The organism is Archangium violaceum, from assembly GCF_016887565.1.
GTDB classification, from domain to species: domain Bacteria; phylum Myxococcota; class Myxococcia; order Myxococcales; family Myxococcaceae; genus Archangium; species Archangium violaceum_B.
Genome location: NZ_CP069396.1, coordinates 11,661,449 through 11,682,145 on the forward strand (window position 1 = coordinate 11,661,449; position 20,697 = coordinate 11,682,145).

17 protein-coding genes are annotated in these 20,697 nt (G+C 68.4%); 8 read left to right on the forward strand and 9 right to left on the reverse strand.

Going from position 1 to position 20,697, the window contains the following annotated elements; genetic code table 11:
• Positions 1–54: 54 nt before the first annotated feature.
• Positions 55–1,758, forward strand: a complete 1,704-nt coding sequence (locus JRI60_RS46455) for a hypothetical protein (protein WP_204222508.1) — start codon at positions 55–57, stop codon at positions 1,756–1,758.
• A gap of 12 nt (positions 1,759–1,770) precedes the next feature.
• On the forward strand, positions 1,771–2,595 hold the full coding sequence (locus JRI60_RS46460) for a hypothetical protein (protein WP_204222509.1): 825 nt from the start codon (positions 1,771–1,773) through the stop codon (positions 2,593–2,595).
• 8 nt (positions 2,596–2,603) lie between these two features.
• On the opposite strand, the gene JRI60_RS46465 is transcribed toward JRI60_RS46460, so the two are convergent.
• The 3 genes from JRI60_RS46465 to JRI60_RS46475 all read right to left on the reverse strand — a co-directional run bounded on the left by JRI60_RS46465 (position 2,604) and on the right by JRI60_RS46475 (position 5,968).
• Positions 2,604–3,644, reverse strand: coding sequence for a ribonuclease T2 family protein (locus JRI60_RS46465; RefSeq protein ID WP_204222510.1), 1,041 nt, complete (start codon positions 3,642–3,644; stop codon positions 2,604–2,606).
• 99 nt (positions 3,645–3,743) lie between these two features.
• A complete protein-coding gene (locus JRI60_RS46470; protein WP_204222511.1) occupies positions 3,744–5,228 on the reverse strand; it encodes a glycine betaine ABC transporter substrate-binding protein in 1,485 nt (494 codons plus the stop codon).
• Entirely contained in the window at positions 5,225–5,968 is a 744-nt protein-coding gene (locus JRI60_RS46475; RefSeq protein ID WP_204222512.1) for an ATP-binding cassette domain-containing protein, read from the reverse strand. The genes JRI60_RS46470 and JRI60_RS46475 overlap by 4 nt, the downstream gene beginning before the upstream one ends.
• Positions 5,969–6,166: 198 nt before the next feature.
• Here JRI60_RS46475 and JRI60_RS46480 point away from each other — a divergent pair, with 198 nt between their 5' ends.
• Both JRI60_RS46480 and JRI60_RS46485 read left to right on the forward strand, forming a co-directional pair.
• Positions 6,167–7,609, forward strand: a complete 1,443-nt coding sequence (locus tag JRI60_RS46480; protein WP_204222513.1) for an H-type lectin domain-containing protein — start codon at positions 6,167–6,169, stop codon at positions 7,607–7,609.
• A 15-nt stretch (positions 7,610–7,624) separates the two neighbouring features.
• The gene (locus JRI60_RS46485) at positions 7,625–8,158 is read left to right on the forward strand and encodes a hypothetical protein (RefSeq protein WP_204222514.1); all 534 of its coding nucleotides are present in this window, start codon (positions 7,625–7,627) and stop codon (positions 8,156–8,158) included.
• 45 nt (positions 8,159–8,203) lie between these two features.
• Here the strand turns inward: JRI60_RS46485 and JRI60_RS46490 are convergent, their stop codons facing one another.
• Genes JRI60_RS46490 through JRI60_RS46500 form a run of 3 tightly spaced genes read right to left on the reverse strand, consistent with a single transcriptional unit; the run spans position 8,204 to position 12,119 of the window.
• On the reverse strand, positions 8,204–8,704 hold the full coding sequence (locus JRI60_RS46490; protein ID WP_204222515.1) for a thermonuclease family protein: 501 nt from the start codon (positions 8,702–8,704) through the stop codon (positions 8,204–8,206).
• Complete coding sequence (locus JRI60_RS46495) at positions 8,692–9,921, reverse strand: lamin tail domain-containing protein (protein WP_204222516.1); 1,230 nt, start codon at positions 9,919–9,921, stop codon at positions 8,692–8,694. The genes JRI60_RS46490 and JRI60_RS46495 overlap by 13 nt, the downstream gene beginning before the upstream one ends.
• Before the next feature lie 14 nt (positions 9,922–9,935).
• Positions 9,936–12,119, reverse strand: coding sequence for a hypothetical protein (locus JRI60_RS46500; RefSeq protein WP_239470126.1), 2,184 nt, complete (start codon positions 12,117–12,119; stop codon positions 9,936–9,938).
• Between the two features lie 167 nt (positions 12,120–12,286).
• Here JRI60_RS46500 and JRI60_RS46505 point away from each other — a divergent pair, with 167 nt between their 5' ends.
• Positions 12,287–13,057: an alpha/beta hydrolase gene (locus tag JRI60_RS46505; protein WP_204222517.1), complete on the forward strand. Its 771-nt coding sequence runs from the start codon at positions 12,287–12,289 to the stop codon at positions 13,055–13,057.
• 10 nt (positions 13,058–13,067) lie between these two features.
• On the forward strand, positions 13,068–13,637 hold the full coding sequence (locus tag JRI60_RS46510; protein WP_204222518.1) for a DUF2378 family protein: 570 nt from the start codon (positions 13,068–13,070) through the stop codon (positions 13,635–13,637).
• Between the two features lie 6 nt (positions 13,638–13,643).
• On the opposite strand, the gene JRI60_RS46515 is transcribed toward JRI60_RS46510, so the two are convergent.
• Positions 13,644–14,804 (reverse strand): ATP-grasp domain-containing protein, encoded by a 1,161-nt coding sequence (locus JRI60_RS46515; RefSeq protein ID WP_204222519.1) that lies wholly within the window; start codon positions 14,802–14,804, stop codon positions 13,644–13,646.
• Between the two features lie 828 nt (positions 14,805–15,632).
• On the opposite strand from JRI60_RS46515, the gene JRI60_RS46520 reads away from it, so the two are divergent.
• Both JRI60_RS46520 and JRI60_RS46525 read left to right on the forward strand, forming a co-directional pair.
• Positions 15,633–16,955 carry an endonuclease/exonuclease/phosphatase family protein gene (locus JRI60_RS46520; RefSeq protein WP_204222520.1) on the forward strand — a complete coding sequence of 441 codons (1,323 nt, stop codon included), beginning with the start codon at positions 15,633–15,635 and terminating at the stop codon, positions 16,953–16,955.
• A gap of 72 nt (positions 16,956–17,027) precedes the next feature.
• Entirely contained in the window at positions 17,028–18,122 is a 1,095-nt protein-coding gene (locus JRI60_RS46525) for a glycosyltransferase family 4 protein (protein ID WP_204222521.1), read from the forward strand.
• Positions 18,123–18,222: 100 nt separating this feature from the next.
• Here JRI60_RS46525 and ettA read toward each other — a convergent pair whose 3' ends face one another.
• Together ettA and JRI60_RS46535 are read right to left on the reverse strand one after the other, a co-directional pair.
• Positions 18,223–19,902: an energy-dependent translational throttle protein EttA gene (gene ettA / locus JRI60_RS46530; protein WP_204222522.1), complete on the reverse strand. Its 1,680-nt coding sequence runs from the start codon at positions 19,900–19,902 to the stop codon at positions 18,223–18,225.
• 201 nt (positions 19,903–20,103) lie between these two features.
• Positions 20,104–20,685 carry an FHA domain-containing protein gene (locus JRI60_RS46535; protein WP_204222523.1) on the reverse strand — a complete coding sequence of 194 codons (582 nt, stop codon included), beginning with the start codon at positions 20,683–20,685 and terminating at the stop codon, positions 20,104–20,106.
• Positions 20,686–20,697: the final 12 nt, after the last annotated feature.

Consider the following 20,697-nt stretch of genomic DNA (forward strand, 5'->3'; position numbering starts at 1 on the left):
GGGAGGACGCCTGTGAAATCCGGGCGGCGGCTCGACAGGGGAGGACGTGACGCCATGGCGATCAATGGAACGAACCGGAAGTCCGAGGGCATCCAGCATCGGCAGCCCGCGGAGGCGAAGCCCGAGGCGAAGTCCGAGGTGAAGACCCAGGACAGCACCCGGAACCAGGTCACCCCGGCACGAACGGAGACGCGGACCCCCCCACTCCACCAGGCGGACGCCTACGAGCCCACGACACGGGCCCAGCCCCAGGCCCTGTCCGCCCCGCGCACGGGTGCCCCCCAGCAGGTGGATCCGAACGGCCGGGCGGAGGAGGCACGCAACGGCACGGAGGCCGCCGCGCGCCTGCTCGAGCAGAACAACTACCCCACCGCGGAGTGGGAGAGCATCCGGGGGAGCGACTTCCTCCGGACGGTGGAGCAGCACAAGAACGACCCCGCCTTCCTCGCGGACATGTACAAGGCACTCGGTCCGGCCAACACGGCCCGGATGCTGGAGAACGCGGGACGGGCCGCGGAGACGCGGGCGGACCTCGACGTGGCGGCTCGCAGCCTGGGGACCGCCTTCTCCTCGGGCCAGTTCTCCGTGGCCGAGCAGCGGATGTTCGGCGAGCAGGCGGCGCGAGACGTGAACACCGCGCTCACCGTCTCGCAGGTGCTGGGCTCCTCCGCCTCCGCGCCCGGCGCGGACGAGATGCGGCGCGGCTTCCTGGACGCCACCATGACGCCAGGCAAGGCCCTGGGCACCGGCCGTGACGCGGGCCTGTGGGCGCGCGCGGCCGGAGAGGCGATCGCCGGAGACAAGAGCGGGCGCTACCTGCATGAGTACGTGGGCCGCATGACGGAGGGCGAGCGCACGCGCTTCTTCGAGAATGGCATCAACCAGGGTCCGGCCTGGGGGCCGCGCTCCAGCGACATGCCCTTCAACGGCCTGGAGGACGTGATGCGCCAGGCCAGCGCCAAGGGCCTGCTGCCGGCGCGCATCGAGTCGCTTCGCGTGCCCAACGACGCCGAGCTGATCGACCGGCTCAACACCCTCCGGAGCGAGAAACTCACCCCGGAACAGGAAGCCCACATCCGAAACCTGTCGTCCCCGGAGGAGCGGCGGATGTTCCTCGCCACCGTGAAGCAGCTCGAGGCCGTGAAGGCGGGCTCACTCAGCCCCTCGCAGTACATGACGAACGTCATGCAGTCCGCGGCGGACATCGCCGGCAACGACGGGAAGAAGTTCGCCCACCTGGTGCACTTCGCCTTCAACGAGCCGGAGAACGCGGGCTACCACGAGACCGCCCGCAAGGCGCTCGGCGGAGGCAACATCCCGGCGGGTTCGCTCCTGGAGACGACCTTCAAGGAGCTGGACGGCGACCTCAACAACGCGGCTGGTGGGTTCAACCCGAACATCACCGACACCGCCTCGAGCAGCACCGTCACCCACCACTTCGCGGAGTTCCTGGCCGTCGGCAGCTCGACCCAGGGCATTCCCGCGGTGGGCAACGCGGCCGTCGAGCACATCGACGACAAGACCACCAACCCGGGTGACGTGCGCAGCGGCTACTTCGGAGTGATGCTCGGCAACGCGCTGAAGGACGGGAAGGTCACCCCCCAGCAGGCGGTGGATCTGTACCGCTGGGCGTACACGAGCCAGCCGTCCACGATGAAGCCGCCGCCCTGGGGCACCCAGGAGACGGGCGCGTATCTGGATCCGAGCAAGGACTACGACATCAACGCCTGGATGCGGATGTACGAGGCGGCGAAGTAATAATGCCACCTCATGGCCTCGAACTCCGCCCGCTCCGCCCCGCGCCTGAAGTGGCTGCTCGCGCCGCTGGTGCTGCTCACGCTCACCGGCTGCTTCGACCTGCTCCAGGAGATCTGGATCCTCCCCGACGGCTCGGCGCGCGCGGTGTTCGACGTGTCCCTGCCGAAGTCGCTCCTCGACCTCGCGCGGGCCAAGGGGACGGATCCGCTCGAGCAGCTGCGCGCGGAGGTGCAGGCCACCGAGGCCGAGCTGAAGAAGGACCCGGATGTGACGAAGTTCGAGTTCCGGGAGTACGAGCAGGCCGGGCAGCAGCACTTCGTGTATGACCTGACGGTGAAGGACGCCACCCGGCTGGGCGAGCTGCAGAAGCGGGCGATGGAGCACAGCGCCTCGGCGAAGCAGGGGAATGCGAACATCGCCTTCCGCATCGAGCGCCGTGGCTTCGGGGAGTACGTCTTCGTCCAGCGGCTCGGCGAGGACCAGGGCCAGTCCGGTACACCGGACAGCGCGAGGAAGCCCTCGAGGGACCCGGGCGAGGAGCTGGGAAAGTCACTGGCCCAGGCGCTGCTGGGCAACCACTTCCTCACCGTGCGTGTGCACGGGCCCCTCATCACCGAGACGAACGGCACGCTCGGCGAGAAGAAGGACACCGTGGAGTGGAAGTACGCCCTGGTGGACCTGGCGGACGAGCAGGCGAAGGGAACGGAGCTGCGCGCGGTGGTGCAGGCCGGACCTCCGCTGTGGCTGTGGCCGGTGGTGCTCGGGGTGCCGCTGCTGGTGCTGGGATTGGCCATGATGGCCGCGGCCCGGCGGAAGCGGGCCCGGCACGGGGTGTAGACGAGGGCTCAGCGGGAGAAGCCCACCGCGTCGATGGTGAAACGGGAGGGGCACTTGCTGCGGAAGTCCGGCGGGGCCCTCCTGACCATCTCGCCCAGGCTGGCGCCCGGCTCGATCTGGGCCGGCAGGGAGATGAGGACATCGGTCAATTTCCCTCCGGAGCAGCTCAATTGCAGCCGATCGCGAGCCTCGGGGCCCAGGCCGTTGTCCACCTGCTGCAGGAAGTCTTCCATCGAGACCTGCTTGCCCATGTTCGCGGCCATGTACTTGCTGATGCCCGCGCCGTTGAACTGGCGGACGAGATCCATGGCCACCTCGTAATACTGGTCCATGTCCCAGTCCACCTGGCAGGTGCCATGCTTGAACCACTCGTGGCGCTCCAGGCAGGAAGCGGTGCCGGGCATCACCTGGCTCAACTGTTTGGCGACCTCTGGATTCAGCCCGAGGTCGGGGTAGTCGCAGAACTCGCGCGGCTTCCGCCTGTGCTCACAGTTGCCATAGTTGATGCCGCACGACTCCCGGTTGGGCCAGAGGCCGTGCAGGGTGAAGTTGCCCGCGGACTGGAAGGTGGCGGGGAAGTTGACGGCGCACTCCTTCTTGCTGCGGTGGCTCTCGCAGAAGGCCGGCTGCCAGCTGAGAGCCAGCTTGAAGCTGTCCTGCAGTCCGGCGGTGCTGCAGAGGGAAGGGTCGTCCGGATCAATGGGGGTCTCGGGCTCCGGCTGACCGTCGTCCACGGGCGTCGCCGCGCTCACCGACTGCCTTCCGCAGTTGGCCTCCACCCACCGCTCCGGGGGATTGGCATCCTCCACACGCACCCGGATCCAATCGGGCTGATTGGGACGGTTCACCTCCAGGATGACATAGGCATCGCCGGGCTCGAGGTGCGCCTTGTCCGGGTTGCTCTTCTTCTTCTTCGAGACGAAGGCCTCGCAATCCCTCTCCGCATGCAGGGTGCCGCTGGTGGGAACACTCGCCCAGGCGGCAGGCCCGAGACAGAAGAGCACGCTGGCCATCACGAGTGCGGAGGTAGACCGATTGTGCGGTTCCATGGTCATCGCTTCTCCGTTGCTGTGGGAGGCGAGCAAGGTATGCCTTTCCCACCTTCACTTCGCGGAGCGACGATGCCGCGAGTCTCACGCCGCACAATCCTAGAGTCGAAGTCCGCGCGGAACCACGAGCCGTGAAACAAACTCGAACAAGCCATTGACCAGCAGGGCGAGCCCCGCCGCCGGCACCGCGCCCTGGAGGATGAGATGAATGTCATCCAATCGAATGCCGGTGAGGATGGGCTGCCCGTACCCCCCGGCGCCGATGAGGGCCCCCAGTGTCGCGGTGCCCACGTTGATGACGGCGGACGTCTGGATGCCCGCGAGGATGGAGGGCGCGGCCATGGGCAGCTCCACCAGGCGCAGCCGCGCGCCGGATGGCAGGCCGAGCGCCTCGGCGGACTCGCGCACCTCGGGTGGAATGCCGGAGAGCCCCGCCGCGGTGTTCCGGATGATGGGCAGCAGGCTGTAGAGGAACAGCGCCACGATGGCTGGCCGCGAGCCGATGCCCAGCAGCGGAATCATGAACACGAGCAGCGCCAACGACGGCACCGTCTGGATGATGCCGGCCAGCGCGAGCACGCCCTGCCCCAGCCTCGGCCGCCTCGCCACCAGCACGCCCAGGGGCACCGCCACCACGATCGCCGCGAGCAGGGACAGGCCCACGAGGAACAGGTGCTCGCGCGTATGCCGCCACAGGCTCGCGCTCCACCCCTCCCCTCGCACCGTCACCACCAGCCCCAGCTCGCGCTCCAGGAACGTGGCGGCCACCTGCCGCTCGGGGACGCGCTGGAGCTTCGCCCGCGCGTTCAGCTCCACCATCTCCCGCTCGGAGATGCGGCCCTCCAACCGCCCGAACGCGGCCACCACCTCGGGGGCGCGCCCCGCCAGGTCGGCGCGGAAGACGAGCACGGCGTCGTACGCGGGGAAGTGCTTCAGGTCATCCTCCAGGACGCGCAGGCCGTAGTACTGGATCTCCGCGTCGGTGGAGTACAGGTCCGTCACCTGGATGGCGCCGCTCTCCAGACCCCGGTAGGCCAGGTCATGGTCGAGCCCGCGCACGTCCCGCTGGGGCAGCGCGTAGCGCGAGCGCAGGGAGGGCCAGCCATCGCCCCGGTCCATGAACTCGTTGCTGAAACCGAAGCGCAGCTCCGGGTGCTCGCGCAGGTCGGAGAGGGTCCGGATGCCCAGACGCTCGGCCTCGGCCTCCTTCATGCCGAGCGCATAGGTGTCATTGAAGCCCAGGGGCGCGCTCATGCGCAGGCCCTCGGCGGCGAGCGCCTGGCGCAGGGCCTCGTCATCGGGCAGCGGGCGGCCGGCGAAGATCTCCTGGCGCAGGGTGCCGGTGTACTCGGGATAGACGTCGATCTCCCCCCGGCGCAGGGCCTGCCAGAGCACCTGGGTGCCACCGAGCTCTCGCCGGTGCTCGGCCCTCGCGCCGGTGCTCCGGGCGAGCTGCGTCACCATGTCCCCGAGGATGACGGACTCGGTGAACTTCTTGGAGCCCACGCGCACGGGAGGCTCCTCCGACGACGCGCCGGAGCACGCGACGAGCACCAGGAACAGGCTGGCGGCGAGGGCCCTCATTCGTGGTGGCCCCCGAAGGGCAGGCGCTGGGCCTGGAAGAAACGGGTGACGAAGGGGTCGGCGGGAGCGCGCTCCAAGTCCGCGAGCGGGCCCTGCTGGACGATACGGCCCTCGCGCATCAGCACCACGTGGTCGCCGAGGAAGGCCCCCTCCCCCAGGTCATGGGTGACGAGCACCACCGTCTTGCCGAGCCGGGCGAAGATGTCTCGCAGGTCGCCCTGGAGATCGTAACGGATCATCGGGTCGAGCGCGCCGAGCGGCTCGTCGAGCAGGAGCACGTCCGGGTCGAGCAGCAGGGCGCGCATGAGGCTGACGCGCTGGCGCTGACCACCGGAGAGCTGGCCGGGGTAGCGGTCGAGGGCGTCCGGTGGAAAACGGGTGAGCTCGACGAGCTCGTGCAGCCGTGCGCGGATGCGCTCCCCGGGCCACTTCAGGTAGCGCGCCATGAGGGTGGTGTTGCCCTCGGCGGTGAGGTGCGGGAAGAGGCCGCCTCCCTGGAGCGCGTAGCCGATGCGCTGGCGCACGGCGAGCAGGTCCTCGTCACGCAGGGGCTGGCCCCGGAAGAGGACGCGGCCCGTGTCGGGCCGGAGCAGACCATTCATCAAGCGCAGCACGGTGGACTTGCCACAACCGCTCGGCCCGAGGAGCACGGTCGTGCGCCCCGCGGGTACACGTAGGTCGAGCGGGTACAGCGCCTGCGTGTCGCCGAAGCGTCTGGACACCTGTTCGAGCTCGAACACGCAGCACCCTCCTCCATCCGTGCGGACCGGACTCCGCGTCATACCGCGCCCCCCGCCATCTCGGGACAGCCAACGGTCGTGTTCTGTTAATCGCGCTCGACGTGTCTCCAATGCCTCCCTTGTCTGGCCTGGACGCGCTCTCCACCTTCGCGTCGGTCCGTCCTCGCGGACTGGTGGTCCCCCGGAGGTAGAGACGTCATGCCCTCGAAGCTCCCCCTTCTCACCACATGTGCGTTGTTGGCCCTGCCCGCGGTGGCTCGCTCGGAGTCCAATCCACGCGCCATCAGCCTTCGCATCCAGTGCCCACTGAAGGACGACATCCAACAGCAGAGAGCAGCCAGGCAGGCGACGCAGGATTGCAGGCTCCTCTCGGGCTGGTTCGAGGGCCGTCTCGACTGGCGCAGCGGCGGCACGGCCGGTGAAGAGGACTCGGGCACGCTCCTGTTCTCGGAGTTCGGCCGCTTCTACGCCACCCACGGCCTCGACGGCGAAATCATCGTCTACGCCGATGGCAACAACCACTCGGAGGACTTCGAGCAGCGCTACCTCACGCCGGGAGAGCACAACGTCCTGACGGCGCCGGACCTGCGCGTGGTGCTCTACCTGCGCAAGCGCGACGACTACGTGAAGCTCACGGACCAGCGATTCATGCCCGTGGCCAGCGCGGCCTGGGCGCGGTACGCGGAGAAGGCGCTCGGGTTCACGGGTGAGCTGACCGGTGACGTGGTCGGTCCCCAGGGCTCCACCAAGGTGGTGGCCATCCAGAGCGTCCGGGTCTCCAGCACCCTGCCCACGACCGGGCAGGAGCTCCGCTTCGACGGGAGCCAGTGGGAGCCCACCACGACCTCGCCCCTGACGGCGGGAGCCGGACTCCAGGGCGGCCCTTATGACGGCCAGAGCCCGGCCACCTTCTCGGTGGTGTTCGGAACGGGCCCGGGCACGGTGACGGAGGGCTCGGACACACGGCTCCCTCCCGCACCGGGCGCGGCGGGACAGCTCCTCTACTCCAATGGCTCGAAGTGGAACGCGCTCGCCCCGGGCGCTCCGGCGCAAGTGCTGCACGGTGGCACCACGCCTTCCTGGGGCCCGGTGTCCCTGGACAAAGACGTGAGCGGAGTGCTGCCGCCCGCGCGCGGCGGCACCGGCCTGGCCTCTCCGGGCGCGGCGGGCAACGTGCTGCGCAGCACCGGGAGCGGGTGGGCGAGCAGCCCGCTCACCGGCGGGGACGTCCCGGGCGGCAGCGGCAACTACATCCAGAACCAGGCCTCCACGCAGCAGAACGCCCGGATGTGGATCAGCGGGCTGGCCAGCGTGGGCTCCCTCCGGGTGGGCGGTGGCACCCTGCTCCAGCGCGTGCAGATGGGCTCCCTCGTGCTCAACCCGCCCGGCCGGTGCGACGGCTTCCCCATCATCCAGTGCAACTACACCTGGTCGCTCGCGTTCCCGAGCGCGTTCTCCTCGCCGCCGACGGTCATCGTCACGCCGCGCAGCGGCTGCTGGAACTGCACCGACACGTTCAACGTCACGACCCGCAACGTGACGGAGACGGGCTTCGACCTCGTAGTGACGCGGACCGACCCGCACCACCTGGGCGCGGACTGGGGGCAGTACCTGCAGATCGACTTCCTGGCCGGTAACTGAGTCGGAGGAACCCGGATGAATCCACGTCACGTCTGGACACTGGCTTCCGTCGCGCTCCTCGCCGTGGGAGGCCTGCTCGGACTGCACATCTACCGACTGGAGGCGCGCCTGGCCTCGCTGGAGGCGGGCGCCGGACGACGTGGACCCGTTGCACCCGGAGAGACGCGCGACCCGGAGGGCACCGCCTCTCCGGGTGTCGCGCCGCCGCGGGCGGGGAGCTCCGAGGCCACGGCCATCCCCCCTGCCCGGCGGGCCCTGAGGCTCGATGACGGAGCGGCGCGGCAGGTCGCGCAGCGGCTCGGGGGCGAGCTCGGCCTCGAGCAGGAGCGGGTGGAGAAGCTCGCCCGCTTCCTGATGGCCTTCCATCTCCGCGCGGCACTGGCGAGCGCACGCGCCCGCGGAGAGGACGTGTCCGAGTCGGCGGCGAGCTACCCCGAGTTGCTGCGGGGAGACCTGAAGCAGGAGCTGCTCGGCCTCCGGCTCTCCCAGGCCCAGCTCGCCGCGCTGTCCCGTCAGACACCCGGGCTCGACGCCCTGCTGTCGCATTGATTGCCGTCCATCCGCGTGCCCTTGGGCGAGCGGAGCTCTCGAGCCCTACTTCTCACACGGCACGGCGGAGCACTCACCCCACATTCCGCGCCCGGCCCGCCGGGCCGAGGACTCCAGGGATTGGAACTCCGAGCGCCGCGACTCGCCCGCCGGAGCGATGTAGAGGACACAGGCATAGCCCTGTTCGGCGAGCAGTGCGTTCACCTCGTGCCCATCCACGCTCACGTACGCGAGCAGCCGCCCGTAGCGGTCCGTACACGCCTCTCCGTACCGCAACCGCACGACGCGCCCCTCGACGAGCGAGCGGTTGAAGTCACGGGACTCGGCGCCGAAACACTCGTGCTTGCCGCCCGTGCTCTCCGGAGTGTCCACGAGCAGGTAGCGCACGCGCTCGCCGCTCTGGAGCACCACGGTGTCACCGTCCACGACCCTCGACACCACGCCAGCGCTCGGGCCACAGGCGGACTCCGAGCCGCACGCGCACAGGACGATGAGCACGCACCCGAGCACCACCACGAGCACCCGCCAGCCGTTCACGGCGCGCATGGACGATTCTCCGCACCGGGAGTGCCCCGATCCACCGCGTTGTAGAGAACGCCCTCCGGTGTCGAGCAGAAGCTCCCCGCCACATCGTTGCGCAGGGCGTCCTTCCGCGCGGGGTCGAGCTGCCTGGACACACCAGGGAGCGCGGCGCCCGTCCAGGTCACTTCATCGAGCAGCCCTCCATTCAGGGACAAGCGCAGCGCATGTGTTCCCGCGCTGTTGCTCAAGCCGAAGGAGAAGGTCGCCAACACGGGCCGCACCCCACCGTTGGTCGAGGGCTCCCTGCTCCGCGCGAGCACCACGGGAGTCCCTCCCCTCACCTCCAGGCACTGCTTGTCATTGAGCGGGGTCCCCCCACCGCTCTCGTCCGAGAGCAGCACGCCATTGAGGTCCACATCGCGCAGGGCATGCACCTCCACCCACTCGCCCTGAGCATCCGCCACGGCCTTCGGATCGGCCATGACCTCGGTGATGACCAGGTCACCGGGGCCGGGGCGCGACACGCTCCGGAGTAGGCTCGTCCCTGGTGACTGACACGTGTCCCCGGGCACACCGGCATCCGCGATCACCCCCGCATCGGCAGACACACCCCCATCCGCGCCTCCGAGCGGATTCGCACAGGGAGGGTTCGCGGTCCCAGGGCTCGCCCGTGGGCCACTGCCCGTGCCGGGCGCGGGCGCATCACACCAGTGGCTCGTGTCGTCGTTGTCGAGCGCATCCGGCACGAGCCTCCCGTCGTAGATGCGTGCCACGCCCGAGCGGATCGGCCCGGCGTATCGCACCTCGTCCACGACGACGTCCCCACAGCGCAGGCCGATGAGTCCACCCGTGTTGCCCAGGGAGCCGAGCGTGTCGCCATACGAGTGGTTCACATGAACCGGCAACTGCTCGACACGCACGTCCCCGAGCACCCCATAGCCCCTCGCCTCCACCAGCATGGACTCCTCGAAGAGGTACGCCCGCTCCTGCGAGCCATCCACGCGCGCCGCGTAGAGCAGCAGCCCCTTCAGGTCCACCGCCGAGCTTCCCGGGTTGTGGAGCTCCATCCACTCCTGCCCGGTGTCCGCACCCGCGGGGTCCGGCAGCAACTCGGTGATGACGACATCTCCGGGCCTCCATCCCTCGCAGTCGGGCTCCACTTCATCGAAAGACAAACCACAGGCGCTGCCCACGAGCGCCAGGGCCAGGACGACACCAGACAAGACAACGTGTTTCTCCATGGTCGACTCCAGACTCAGAAACGGCTCTCCAACTCCAGACGGAAGAGGTGCTGTGGCGGCTCGGGGGGCGTGAGCGAGCCCACCGGGGACTTCAGGTCCAGACCGAGCTCGTAGCGCCCACGCGCGCTCCACCCGGGCAGGACCGCCCAGGCCACCTCCAGCGAGGTGCGCAGCGCCTGCGTCAGCCGGGTGTTCTCGGACAGGTCCTCGTCCTGCCAGCTCGCGCGCCCGTGCAGGCGCAGGGCCGGCAGCGGCCGGAAGAGGGCCTCCAGCACGGCACGCCCATCCTTCCGGAAGCCCCTGGGCTGACGGCGACTGCCCACCAGCGTGTGCTGGTACTGCACGGCGAGCGTCAGCGCCTCGGAGGCCTCGAGCCGCACCCGGCCCGCGACGCGGTATTGCTCGCCCGCGCACGCAATCGGCTCTCCGGTGGACAGCGTTCCGTCATTGCCCTCGAAGCACAGCTCCGGCCCGTTGCGCCCGAGGTCCTTGTTGCGATGCTCCACCCACACCGAGGGCTGGAGCTCCGACACGCCCACGAAGTCCACCCGGGCGGAGGTGCGCAGGTGGAAGACGCCGGGCGCCTCGCCACCGGGAGGCTGCGTCCACACGTCCACCCGTCCCGAGAGCCGCCACGCGCCCTCCACCGTGCGGTGCAGGTAGCGCAGCCGGGCGCCCAACTCGTTGCTCGCGCGCAGGCCCTCGGACTCGTCGGGGCTGGAGACGGCGCGGCTGTAGGGGTTGTCGAAGTCCCGTCCGTAGTAGCGCAGCGTCAGCTCCCACTCCTGGCTCGGGTCTCCGAGCACGGTGCGCTGGACGGCGCCGAAGCCTCCGCGCGGCTGTCCGGAAAGGCCCGCGAAGCTCCGCGCGCCCTCGAAGAAGAGGTCCACCGGCCCCAGGCCCCACGCGGCATCCGCGCCCACCGCGCCATAACCTCCGCCCATGGGGTAGCGAGCGCTCTCCCGGAACTCGAGCGCCACGCCCTCCACCACCCACACCGGCCAGGCCCCCCAGGCCGTCACGCCCACCCGCGTGCGTGGAGAGGCGCCCAGGGAGACATGGCCGCCCCCGGCCACCTCGTGGAACACGTCCGGCAGGGTGCGCGAGACGAAGTGCGCGGGCCCCGGCACCTGCTTGCCGGGGAGCACGGCGAGCACCTCCGGCGCCCGGCACCCGTCCGTCCGCGAGCCCTGGCAGTCCTTCCGGTCGAACAGCTCGTACTGGGAGAGGTCGCGCGACTGGTGCGAGCCGAAGCCGGTGAGGGACAGCTCCAGTCCTTCCACCTGCCCGTGGACCGTGCCCACCACCCCGCGAAAGCCCTCCGTCCACCCGAAGTCCGGGGTGACGCGGCCCTGGGCATCCTCACCCACGCAGGCCCCCGTGCCCGACAGCACACAGCGCTTCTCGGGAGTGCCGGGCATGAGGAAGCCCTCATCGGCAACGAAGCCCTCCGGCGCCGGGCGGCCCGTGGTGTCGAGGGTGAGCCGCTGTCCGAAGCCCAGCCGGTACGTGCCCACCAGCACCGAGGCATGCGCGCCCTCCCATCGCACGTGAAACTTCGGCGCTCGGGGCGTCACGCTGGGGAGCTCGGCCACCAGCACGCGGCGCCGGGAGTCCTGGCGCACGGGGCCCAGGCGGCGCCTGGAGAGGGAGACGCCGCCTCCGCCTCGCAGGCCCAGGGGCCCGTCGACCTGGGCCTGGAGGAGCATCGGGGGCACCAGCGCATCCGCCGCGGCGTACGCCGTCAGCAGTCGCAGCCGCCCGGAGACGTCCCACTCCCCGCGCTCCTCTTCCACCAGGAAGGGCCGCAGCCGGCGGAGCTCCGCCGCGGAGAGCACCCCGGCCTCCACCAGCGCCCCCGGCGCGAAGGTGCCCTCCACCCGCGCCCGGTACGCGAGGAGCGCATCCACCTGCGCCCAGGTGAGGCCCGGCAGCGCGTACAGCGCCTCGCGCGTGGCCGTGCGGAGGTCCACCCCCGTGCGCAGCAGCTCCAGCAGCGTGTCGAAGCCCTCCCGCGAGAGCACCCCGTCCTCGAACAGCGCGCGCAGGTCCGTCTCGTCGTCGATGGAGAGCTCGACCTCGTACGGCTCGGCGCGCGCGCCCGGCGCGGCGAGGAGGGTCCACACAATCAGCAGGGCAGGCAGGCAGGCGTGTCGCACGGAGCCGGCGCTCTGCACGAAGGAGACCAACGAGGACACCTCGGAGACCCCACCTGCGAGGTGTCCCGGAGCGGGACAGCCATCCAGACGGCGGACCCGGACCGACCCCTGCCCACACCCCGGGCACAGTGGGGACATCTCCGAGAGGGTTGGCCGGGAGCGCCGGGCCATCTATCTTCGAACCCAGCCGCTCGTCGGCGTCGCCCATGGGTCACGTGCACATCATCCGAGACTTCGCCTCCCCCCAGGAGGGCTTCACCCGCACCGTGCGCATCTACACGCCGGAAGGGTACGACCAGGCCCCCCACCACCAGTTCCCCGTCCTCTACATGCACGACGGGCAGAACGTCTTCGCGCACCCCGAGTCCGCCATCTTCGACACCTGGTGCGCCAACCTCGTCCTGGAGCACATGGTGGGCGAGGGGCAGGAGCCGTGGATCATCGTGGGCATCGACTCGGGCCCGGGGCGCATGCGGGAGTACTCGCCCTGGGACGACCCGAGCGTCCACGTGAACGGCGGCGGCGAGGCCTACTCGCGCTTCCTCGTCGAGACGCTCAAGCCCTACGTCGATGGTGTCTACCGCACGCGCCAGGGCCCCGAGTGGACGGGCATCATGGGCTCGTCGCTGGGCGGGCTGATGTCGCTCTACCTCGGCTGGAGGAACCCCGAGGTGTTCGGCCGCATCGGGGCACTGTCGCCCTCGGTGATGTGGAGCCGGTACAAGCTCTTCCACGACTGGACGGAGCACTCGCGGCGCTGGACGCGCATCTACCTGGACGCCGGGACGCACGAGTGGATCGACCCGGGTGGCGTCCCGCTGCCCTACGGCGAGGCCACGCGCGACTTCTACTTCCACCTCAAGGGACTGGGTTACGCCGACCACGAGGTGGCGCTGGTGCTCGAGCCGGAGGGCCAGCACCACGAGCGGGACTGGCAGCGGCGGCTCCCGTTCGCCATGCGCTGGCTGCTGGCTTGACGAGGCCCGGATGCGGCCCCGCGAGGTGAAGCGGGAAGACCGGGTGGTCTTCGTCCAGGTGGTGGAAGGACTGCTCCGGCACGGCGTGGGAGAGCGGGTGACGCCGCGCCTGCGCGAGCGGCTGCGCCAGGCGGGACTGGACCTGGACCGGCCGCTGCTGCCCGCCTACCGGGTGGAGATGTGGAAGCACTGCCTGCACATCATCATCTCGGAGGTGTACCCGGGCATGCCGCGCGAGGAGGCCTTCCGCCAGCTGGCGGCCCAGCACGTGGAGGGCTACGGCCAGACGCTGGTGGGGCGCGCGCTGCTGCGGCTGCTGCGGTTGCTCGGGCCCAAGCGCACGGTGCACCGGATGGTGCAGGCGCTGCGCTCCTCGGACAACTACACCGAGGTGCGGCTGACGGAGCTGGGGCCGAGCACCTATGAGATGTGGATGAACTCGGTGCTGGACGCGCCGGGATACGCCGAGGCGCTCTTCACCAGCTTCCTGCGGGTGAGCGGGGCGGAGGAGCCCCAGGCGGTCGTCGTGCGCAAGGAGGAGGAGGGCACCACGTACCTCCTCAGCTGGAAGGAGCGCTGAGGAGCGTCACACCGTGGCCTGGATGAGGCGCACGGCGTCCTGGGTGGCGGCGAGGCTGTCGTGGCGGGTGAGGTACATCTCGTTGCCCATGGCGCTGTGGAAGACGGCGGGCATCTCGCGATGCATCAGGAGCGCGTCGCCGAGCCTGGCCACCAGCTCGGAGTGGGAGTAGCGGTAGCGTCTGGTGGCGCGCCGGGCGGCGTGACACACGTGGTAGCGAGGCGTGTAGCGGAAGTCGCGCACGTCATCGCCCGTGAGGATGCGGGTCCAGAGACGGTACACGTCGATGTCGCACGAGTAGTTCATCATGTCCGTCATGTAGCCGCCGGGCGGACGCAGGTTGGCCTCGAGGGCGACGTAACTGCCATCGGCGAGGCGGAAGAATTCGAGGTGGAACCAGCGCTCGCGCAAGCCGAGCGCGGCCACGGCGCGGCGGCCGAGCGTCTCGAGCGCGGGAGGAATCTCCTTGAGGCTCCAGAAGGAGATGTCGCGCTGCTCGAGCACGACCTCCATGACGCCGTCGCTGTACTCGTGGCTGAGGCGGAAGACGATGTGGCCATCGCGGTCCACGAGCCCGTCATAGGTGACGATGGTGCCGCGCACGAAAGCCTGGGCGACGTAGCCGGGGAGGGGCTCGGCGAGGGCGGCATCGACATCGGCGTCGGAGGAGACCTTGAAGGTGCGGGCGGCGCCGACGCCCACGTCGGGCTTGAGGACGAGCGGGTAGCCGACGCTCCTGGCGAAGGCCTTCACGCCGGCGGCGTCCTTGACGGGGATGCCATCGGGGTGGGGGACACCGGCCTGCTTGAAGACATCGTGCATGCCGAGCTTGGTGCGCAGGCGGGCGATGTCGGCGGGGAGGAGGCCGGGGACGTGGAAGTCCTGACGGAGGCGGGCCTCGACCTCGAGCCAGGTCTCGTTGAGCGAGTCGATGCGGTCGATGCGGCCATGGCGCCAGGTGAGGTAGCCGGTGGCGCGCAGGAGGGCGTCGTAGTCGTTGAGGTTGGGGGCGAAGAAGTACTCGGAGAGGGACTCGCGCAGCTCGTGGCGGAGGGAGTCGTAGGGGGTATCGCCGATGCCCAGGACGTTGACACCGCGCTCGCGCAGGGCGGTGACGAAGTGGAAGAACTGAGGGGGGAAGTGAGGAGAGATGAAGACGACGTTCATGGGCGGGCTCGGGAGGGCCTCCTGCGCGACGGGAGCACCATAGCGCGACCCAGGAGCCGGCCCACATTCCGGTCCGCGAGGAGGTGAAAACCCGGACACCCCAATCCCATCTCCCTCCGGGAGAGGGTCAGGGTGAGGGTACCCGTCCCCTTGGCTCCCCCCTGTCTGCCACGCTCTTACTCTTGAATGGGGAAGGAGCCGCATCAGACTCCAGCGCCTACATCAGCGTAACCCCCTACAATCCCTGTGGATTTTCCCGCTGTCTACCAGCGCTGCCCTGGGCTCGAGCCAAGCCGTGCGTGGACAGAAGGACCCAGGGCAATCCTCTCCCGTGCAGAAGCGCGATCTGGTTCCTCATGTACCGACGCGCGTCCCGACCACTGCCGTAAATGACGTAACCGCCAAACCTGAATGTTCTGTGCGGACCTGTCCCATTTCGAGGACGCAGGTCCGCATCCCGAGATGCCCCCTAGCACCACTGTGCCGCGTAAACGCGCGAAACGACACAGGAGTATTCCTGGCCCTCGGATTGCTCTGAATCCAGAGCAACCACACGCCAATGCCTCACCTTTCAATCAAATGTGATGGGTCCAGCCTCATGGCCCGGCCCCCAGCCGCACGGGTGACTCGATTGGCAGAAGCATGTGGCGTGATTCTGGGATCCGACCGCAGAAAACCAATCGCATCGAGGTATGAATGTTCCAGACTTTCAGCCAATTTCCAGCTGTGTCACATACACTCAGAGGGTGGAGCCCGTTGAGAGCCCTCGTGTCACTGAGCACTTTGCTCGTATCGTTCATGGCGACGGCGTATTGGGAGCCGCCTTGCATGGAGAACGATGTCGAGAGCTGCTCCACGTGGGAAGATTGCCCGGGGGAGAGAACATGCATCAACTCGTCCTGGAGCGCCTGTGTATCCGTTGACGAGACCTGTCAGAATTGGGCTCCCACGGAAGTATGGCTCAAGACGAGTGGAATCGGCCCGGGACGCGAAAAAACATTCATTGGCTTCGGAAACGAGATTTACGTCAATACGCCGGACGGACTCCCAGATTATCTATTCACACAAGGGCAAACCCACATCACCTTCACCGCGACCGGGGTAGATTCAAATCGAGGAATCACATCCATCAATCTCGCGGGGGCAATGAACCGCATCTGCATGAAGAGGCGGAGCAACGCGGCGGATCCCGAGGAACGTATCACCCAGTCGTACCCAATAACCGGCAAGAAAGTCACTAGCGCTGGGTCGTCGTCTCTCTCAACATCGGTCACGGTGGATTACACGACCTACGCCAATGAGTGGCAATGCCCGACTGGCTACCTGCCCTGGCGAATGGACCTGGACATCTCCGCGGTGACAGTCAACGGAGAGGGGAAAACGGTCAGGACCAAACGGCAACGGTTCGTATTCGTGCAGTCTTTCAAGGTGGCCACCTACAATATCTACCATGGCGTTGACACGAATGGGGTGCAGAACATTGATCGGGTTGCGAAGCTGCTGCTCGACAACGATGTAGACATGGTGGCCCTACAGGAGGCGGACTCGGCCGACGTGAGATGGCTTCGTCAGAGCATTTACATTGGAGATCTCAAAAACCACGTTTACGAGATGGGGAATGACCTTGCCATCTTCAGCAAGTTTCCCGTCGTGAGCCACATGGTGATTCCGTATTCGGTTCCAGTCACCGGTTACGAGCCGGCATGGCAATACGTTCAGCTCGACCTAGGCGGTTTCCAGGCTCGATTGGTCAATCAACATCTCACTGCTGATTCCGTTGGCCGTAATCGAGGAATCGACCCGGTCGCATACCGGCGTGTACAAGTGGAGGAAATGCTGCAGTACATACGCTTCGGCCTTCCGGCCATCATCGCCGGTGACATGAACTCACACGTCTACGCTGAAGGCTCTTCGTACACGGTCTACGGTTACGAGATCACGCCTCTCGCCGAAGCGTGGCCGTACATGCACATGTGCGTCGCCACAGGATGCCCTACGGAGCCAGACATCGGCGCTCGGTTCGACATCGACCACATCTGGGTGCGGCATGCATCGCCCGGCTTCAGCTTCGTGGATGCATATGCGCCGCCCCGGTGGCAGTCTCCCTCCGACCACCCGCTCAAGGTGGCTCGCATGAACATCGCTGAGTAGGTATCAATCGAACTCCAGGGTTCGTACGAAGTTCCTCGAACGAAGGCAATGCTCTAGGGTTTTCCTTCATCCATGAGACTCGTCTTCGTTGGAACCAGCAGAGGTGCACGCGGGACGGAAACGCACCTGCTTTGCCTCGTCCGGGCACTGGCCCGGGCGGGGCACGAGGTCCTCACCGTCGCGCGTCCGGGAGCCTTCATCGCCCGTGAGCTGACCGCGAGCGGTCTGTCGGTGGAACCCGGTGTCTTCCGCAATGCGCTGGACGTGCGAGGAGGGAGGGCCGTGCTCCGCGCCATCCGGAGACTGCAACCGGACTGGCTCGTGGGCAGTTTCGGACACGAATACTGGCCGCTGCTCGTGCTGGGCCGCGCCACGGGAACTCGCGTGGCGCTGTTCCGGCACCTCAACAGCCCGCTCCAGCCGTTCTCACGCACGCTCCTGCCGCGCATGGCCCACCGCTTCATCGCCGTCTCCGAATCCATGCGGGAGCATCTGGTGGGCCAGGGCGTTGCCCGCCAACGCGTGCAGCTCCTCTACAACCCGCTGGACGTGGAGCACTTCCGCCCGAACGCGCGCTTGCGCGCCGAGAGCCGCCATGCGCTGGGTGTCCGAGAGCACGAGGTGCTCGTGGGGTTCGTGGGTGCGCTCGCGCCGGAAAAGGGGGCCTTCCGGCTCGCCGAGGCTTTCAATGAGGCGATGCCACAGCGTCCCTCCCTGCGAGCCCTCTGGGTGGGACAGGAGGAGGCCCATTCGCGCCTGCGGAGTGTGATCGTGCCCGCGCTCCAGGAGCGTCACCTGCTGCGCGGGTGGACCGCGGACGTGAGACCCCTCTACGCGGCCATGGACGTGCTGGCCATGCCCTCCGAGTGGTTGGAGCCTTTCGGACGCGTGTCCATCGAAGCCCAGGCGTGTGGCGTTCCCGTGCTCGGCAGCCGCATGGGTGGCATTCCGGAGACATTGCGCGAGGGAGAGACGGGATGGCTGCTCCCGCCAGGGGATGTGGCCGCATGGCGGGATGCGCTCGTTGCCGCCGTCGACATGCCCGCGGAACGGCGGCGCGCCATGGGCGAGGCTGGGAACCAGTTCGTCACCGGTAGGTTCTCCACCTCACGCATCGTGGAGGACTTCGTCGCGCTTCTCGGCTCACCGGCTGCATTGCCTGGGTGAACCCGGGACTTCCGATACCCTCACCCCGACCCTCTCCCGGAGGGAGAGGGAGGGATGGGGATGGGAGAGGGTTTCTACAGCGGCACGGCTCCGCGGTACCTCAGCTCCTCGTGAGCGGACGGTAGCGGATGCGGTGCGGCTCCAACGCCTCGGCGCCCAGCCGCTTCTTCTTGTCCGCCTCGTAGTCCTGGAAGTTGCCCTCGAAGAAGAACGCCCGGCTGTCTCCCTCGAACGCCAGGATGTGCGTCGCGATGCGGTCCAGGAACCAGCGGTCGTGGCTGATCACCACCGCGCAGCCCGCGAAGTTCAACAGCGCGTCCTCCAGGCTCCGCAGCGTCTCCACGTCCAGGTCGTTCGTGGGCTCGTCCAGCAGCAGCACGTTGCCGCCACTCTTGAGCATCTTCGCCAGATGCACCCGGTTGCGCTCGCCGCCCGACAGGTCCTTCACCCGCTTCTGCTGGTCCTGCCCCTTGAACGCGAAGCCCGCCAGGTACGCGCGGCTCGGAATCTGCCCCGCCCGGCCCAGGTCGATGTAGTCCAGCCCGCCGCTCACCTCGTCGAAGACGCTCTTGTCCCCGTCCAGCGCGTCGCGGCTCTGGTCCACGTACGCCATCTTCACCGTCTCGCCGATGCGCAGCTCGCCCGCGTCCGGCTTCTCCACGCCCGTCAGCATCCGGAACAGCGTCGTCTTGCCCGCGCCGTTCGGTCCGATGATTCCCACGATGCCGCCCGGCGGCAGCTTGAAGTTCAGGTCGTCGACCAGCAGCCGGTCCCCGTACGCCTTGCGCAGCCCCTTGGCCTCCACCACCAGTCCGCCCAGCTTCGGCCCGGGCGGAATCGTCACCTCGCCCGTCGGATCCCTCTTCTCCTGCGTCTGGTTGAGCAGCTCCTCGTACGCCGAGATACGCGCCTTGCTCTTCGCCTGGCGCGCCTTGGGCGAGGCTCGCACCCACTCCAGCTCGCGCTTGAGCGTCTTCTGCCGCGCGCTCTCCGACTTCTCCTCCAGCTCCAGCCGCTTCTGCTTCTGGTCCAGCCAGCTCGAGTAGTTCCCCTTCCAGGGCACCCCCTCGCCGCGATCCAGCTCCAGGATCCACTCCGCCGCGTTGTCCAGGAAGTACCGGTCGTGCGTGATGCAGACGATGGTGCCCTTGTACTCCTTGAGGGCCTGCTCCAGCCACGCCACGCTCTCGGCGTCCAGGTGGTTGGTGGGCTCGTCCAGCAGCAGCAGGTCCGGCTTCTCCAAGAGAATCCGGCACAGCGCCACGCGGCGCTTCTCACCGCCGGACAGCTTCGTCACGTCCGCGTCCCCGGGCGGCAGGCGCAGCGCGTCCATCGCCATCTCCAGGGTCCGGTCCAGCTCCCAGCCGTTGCACGCGTCGATGGCGTCCTGCAACCGGCCCTGCTCGGCCAGCAGCTTCTCCATCGCCGCGTCGTCCATGGGCTCGGCGAACTTCGCGCTCACCTCGTTGAAGCGGTCCAGCAGCGCGCGCACCTGCTTGAGGCCCAGCTCCACGTTGCCCTTCACGTCCAGCGAGCTGTCGAGCTGCGGCTCCTGCGCCAGGTAGCCCACGCGCGCGCTCGGGTCCGGCTTGGCGACGCCGAAGAATTCCTTGTCCACGCCCGCCATGATGCGCAGCAGCGTCGACTTACCGGAGCCGTTCGGACCGATGACGCCGATCTTCGCTCCCGGGAAGAAGGACAGGTAGATGCCCTTGAGGATCTCCTTGCCGCCCTTGACCTTCCGCAGGTCCTGCATGGTGAAGATGAAGTTCTGGGCCATCGTGCTCTTTCTGCCTCCAACTCGGTGACGGGGACGGTGGCGGATAGCAGGGTGCCGCGGCGGGCTCAAGGCGCTCGGCCGCGCTCCCGCTCTTCCCGGACACGTCTTTCCCGGGCTTCCGCCTCTTCCGCGTGAGAACAGCCCGCACCGCGTGGCACGTCCTCGGAGTCCTCCCCCCGCCCCTCCGGACTCCCCGCTCCCCTACTCCCCAGGCGGGACGCCACGCCGGCCGGGGCTCGCCCCGGGGGAATCCGGCGAGGAACCACTGCGCAGCAGCTTCTGGTGGAGCGACTTCGCCACGAAGAAGGCAAAGTCCGCGTCCCCGAAGCGCAGCAGCGCCCCATCCCTCAGGAGGTACTCCCGCTCGGGCGCGAGGGGCTTGCCATTGAGGAAGGTGCCATTGGTGGACCGCAAATCCCTCACCCGGCAGCTGGCGGCCGGCCCGTACCAGCGCAGCTCCGCGTGGTGCTTGGACACCGACGGGTCGTTGATGACCAGGTCACAGCTCGGCAGCCGCCCCACCGCCAGCGAGTCCTGGGAGCGCAGCGGCGGCAGCGTCGCCACCTGCAGCAGGTCGAAATTCAACAGCATCGACACCTGCATCGCCTCCAGGCTGCCCATGCCGTTGCCCAGCACCGTGCGCTGGGCCCCCAGCCGCAGCGCCATCTGCTCCACCACCGGCCTGGGCGGCTTCTGCACCAGCGCGAACGGCCCCACCTGCTGACAGAAAACCGGCTCCGTCAGCCGCACCGCCAGTGTCCTCAGCTCCTTCACGGTCAGCATTGCAGCCCCATT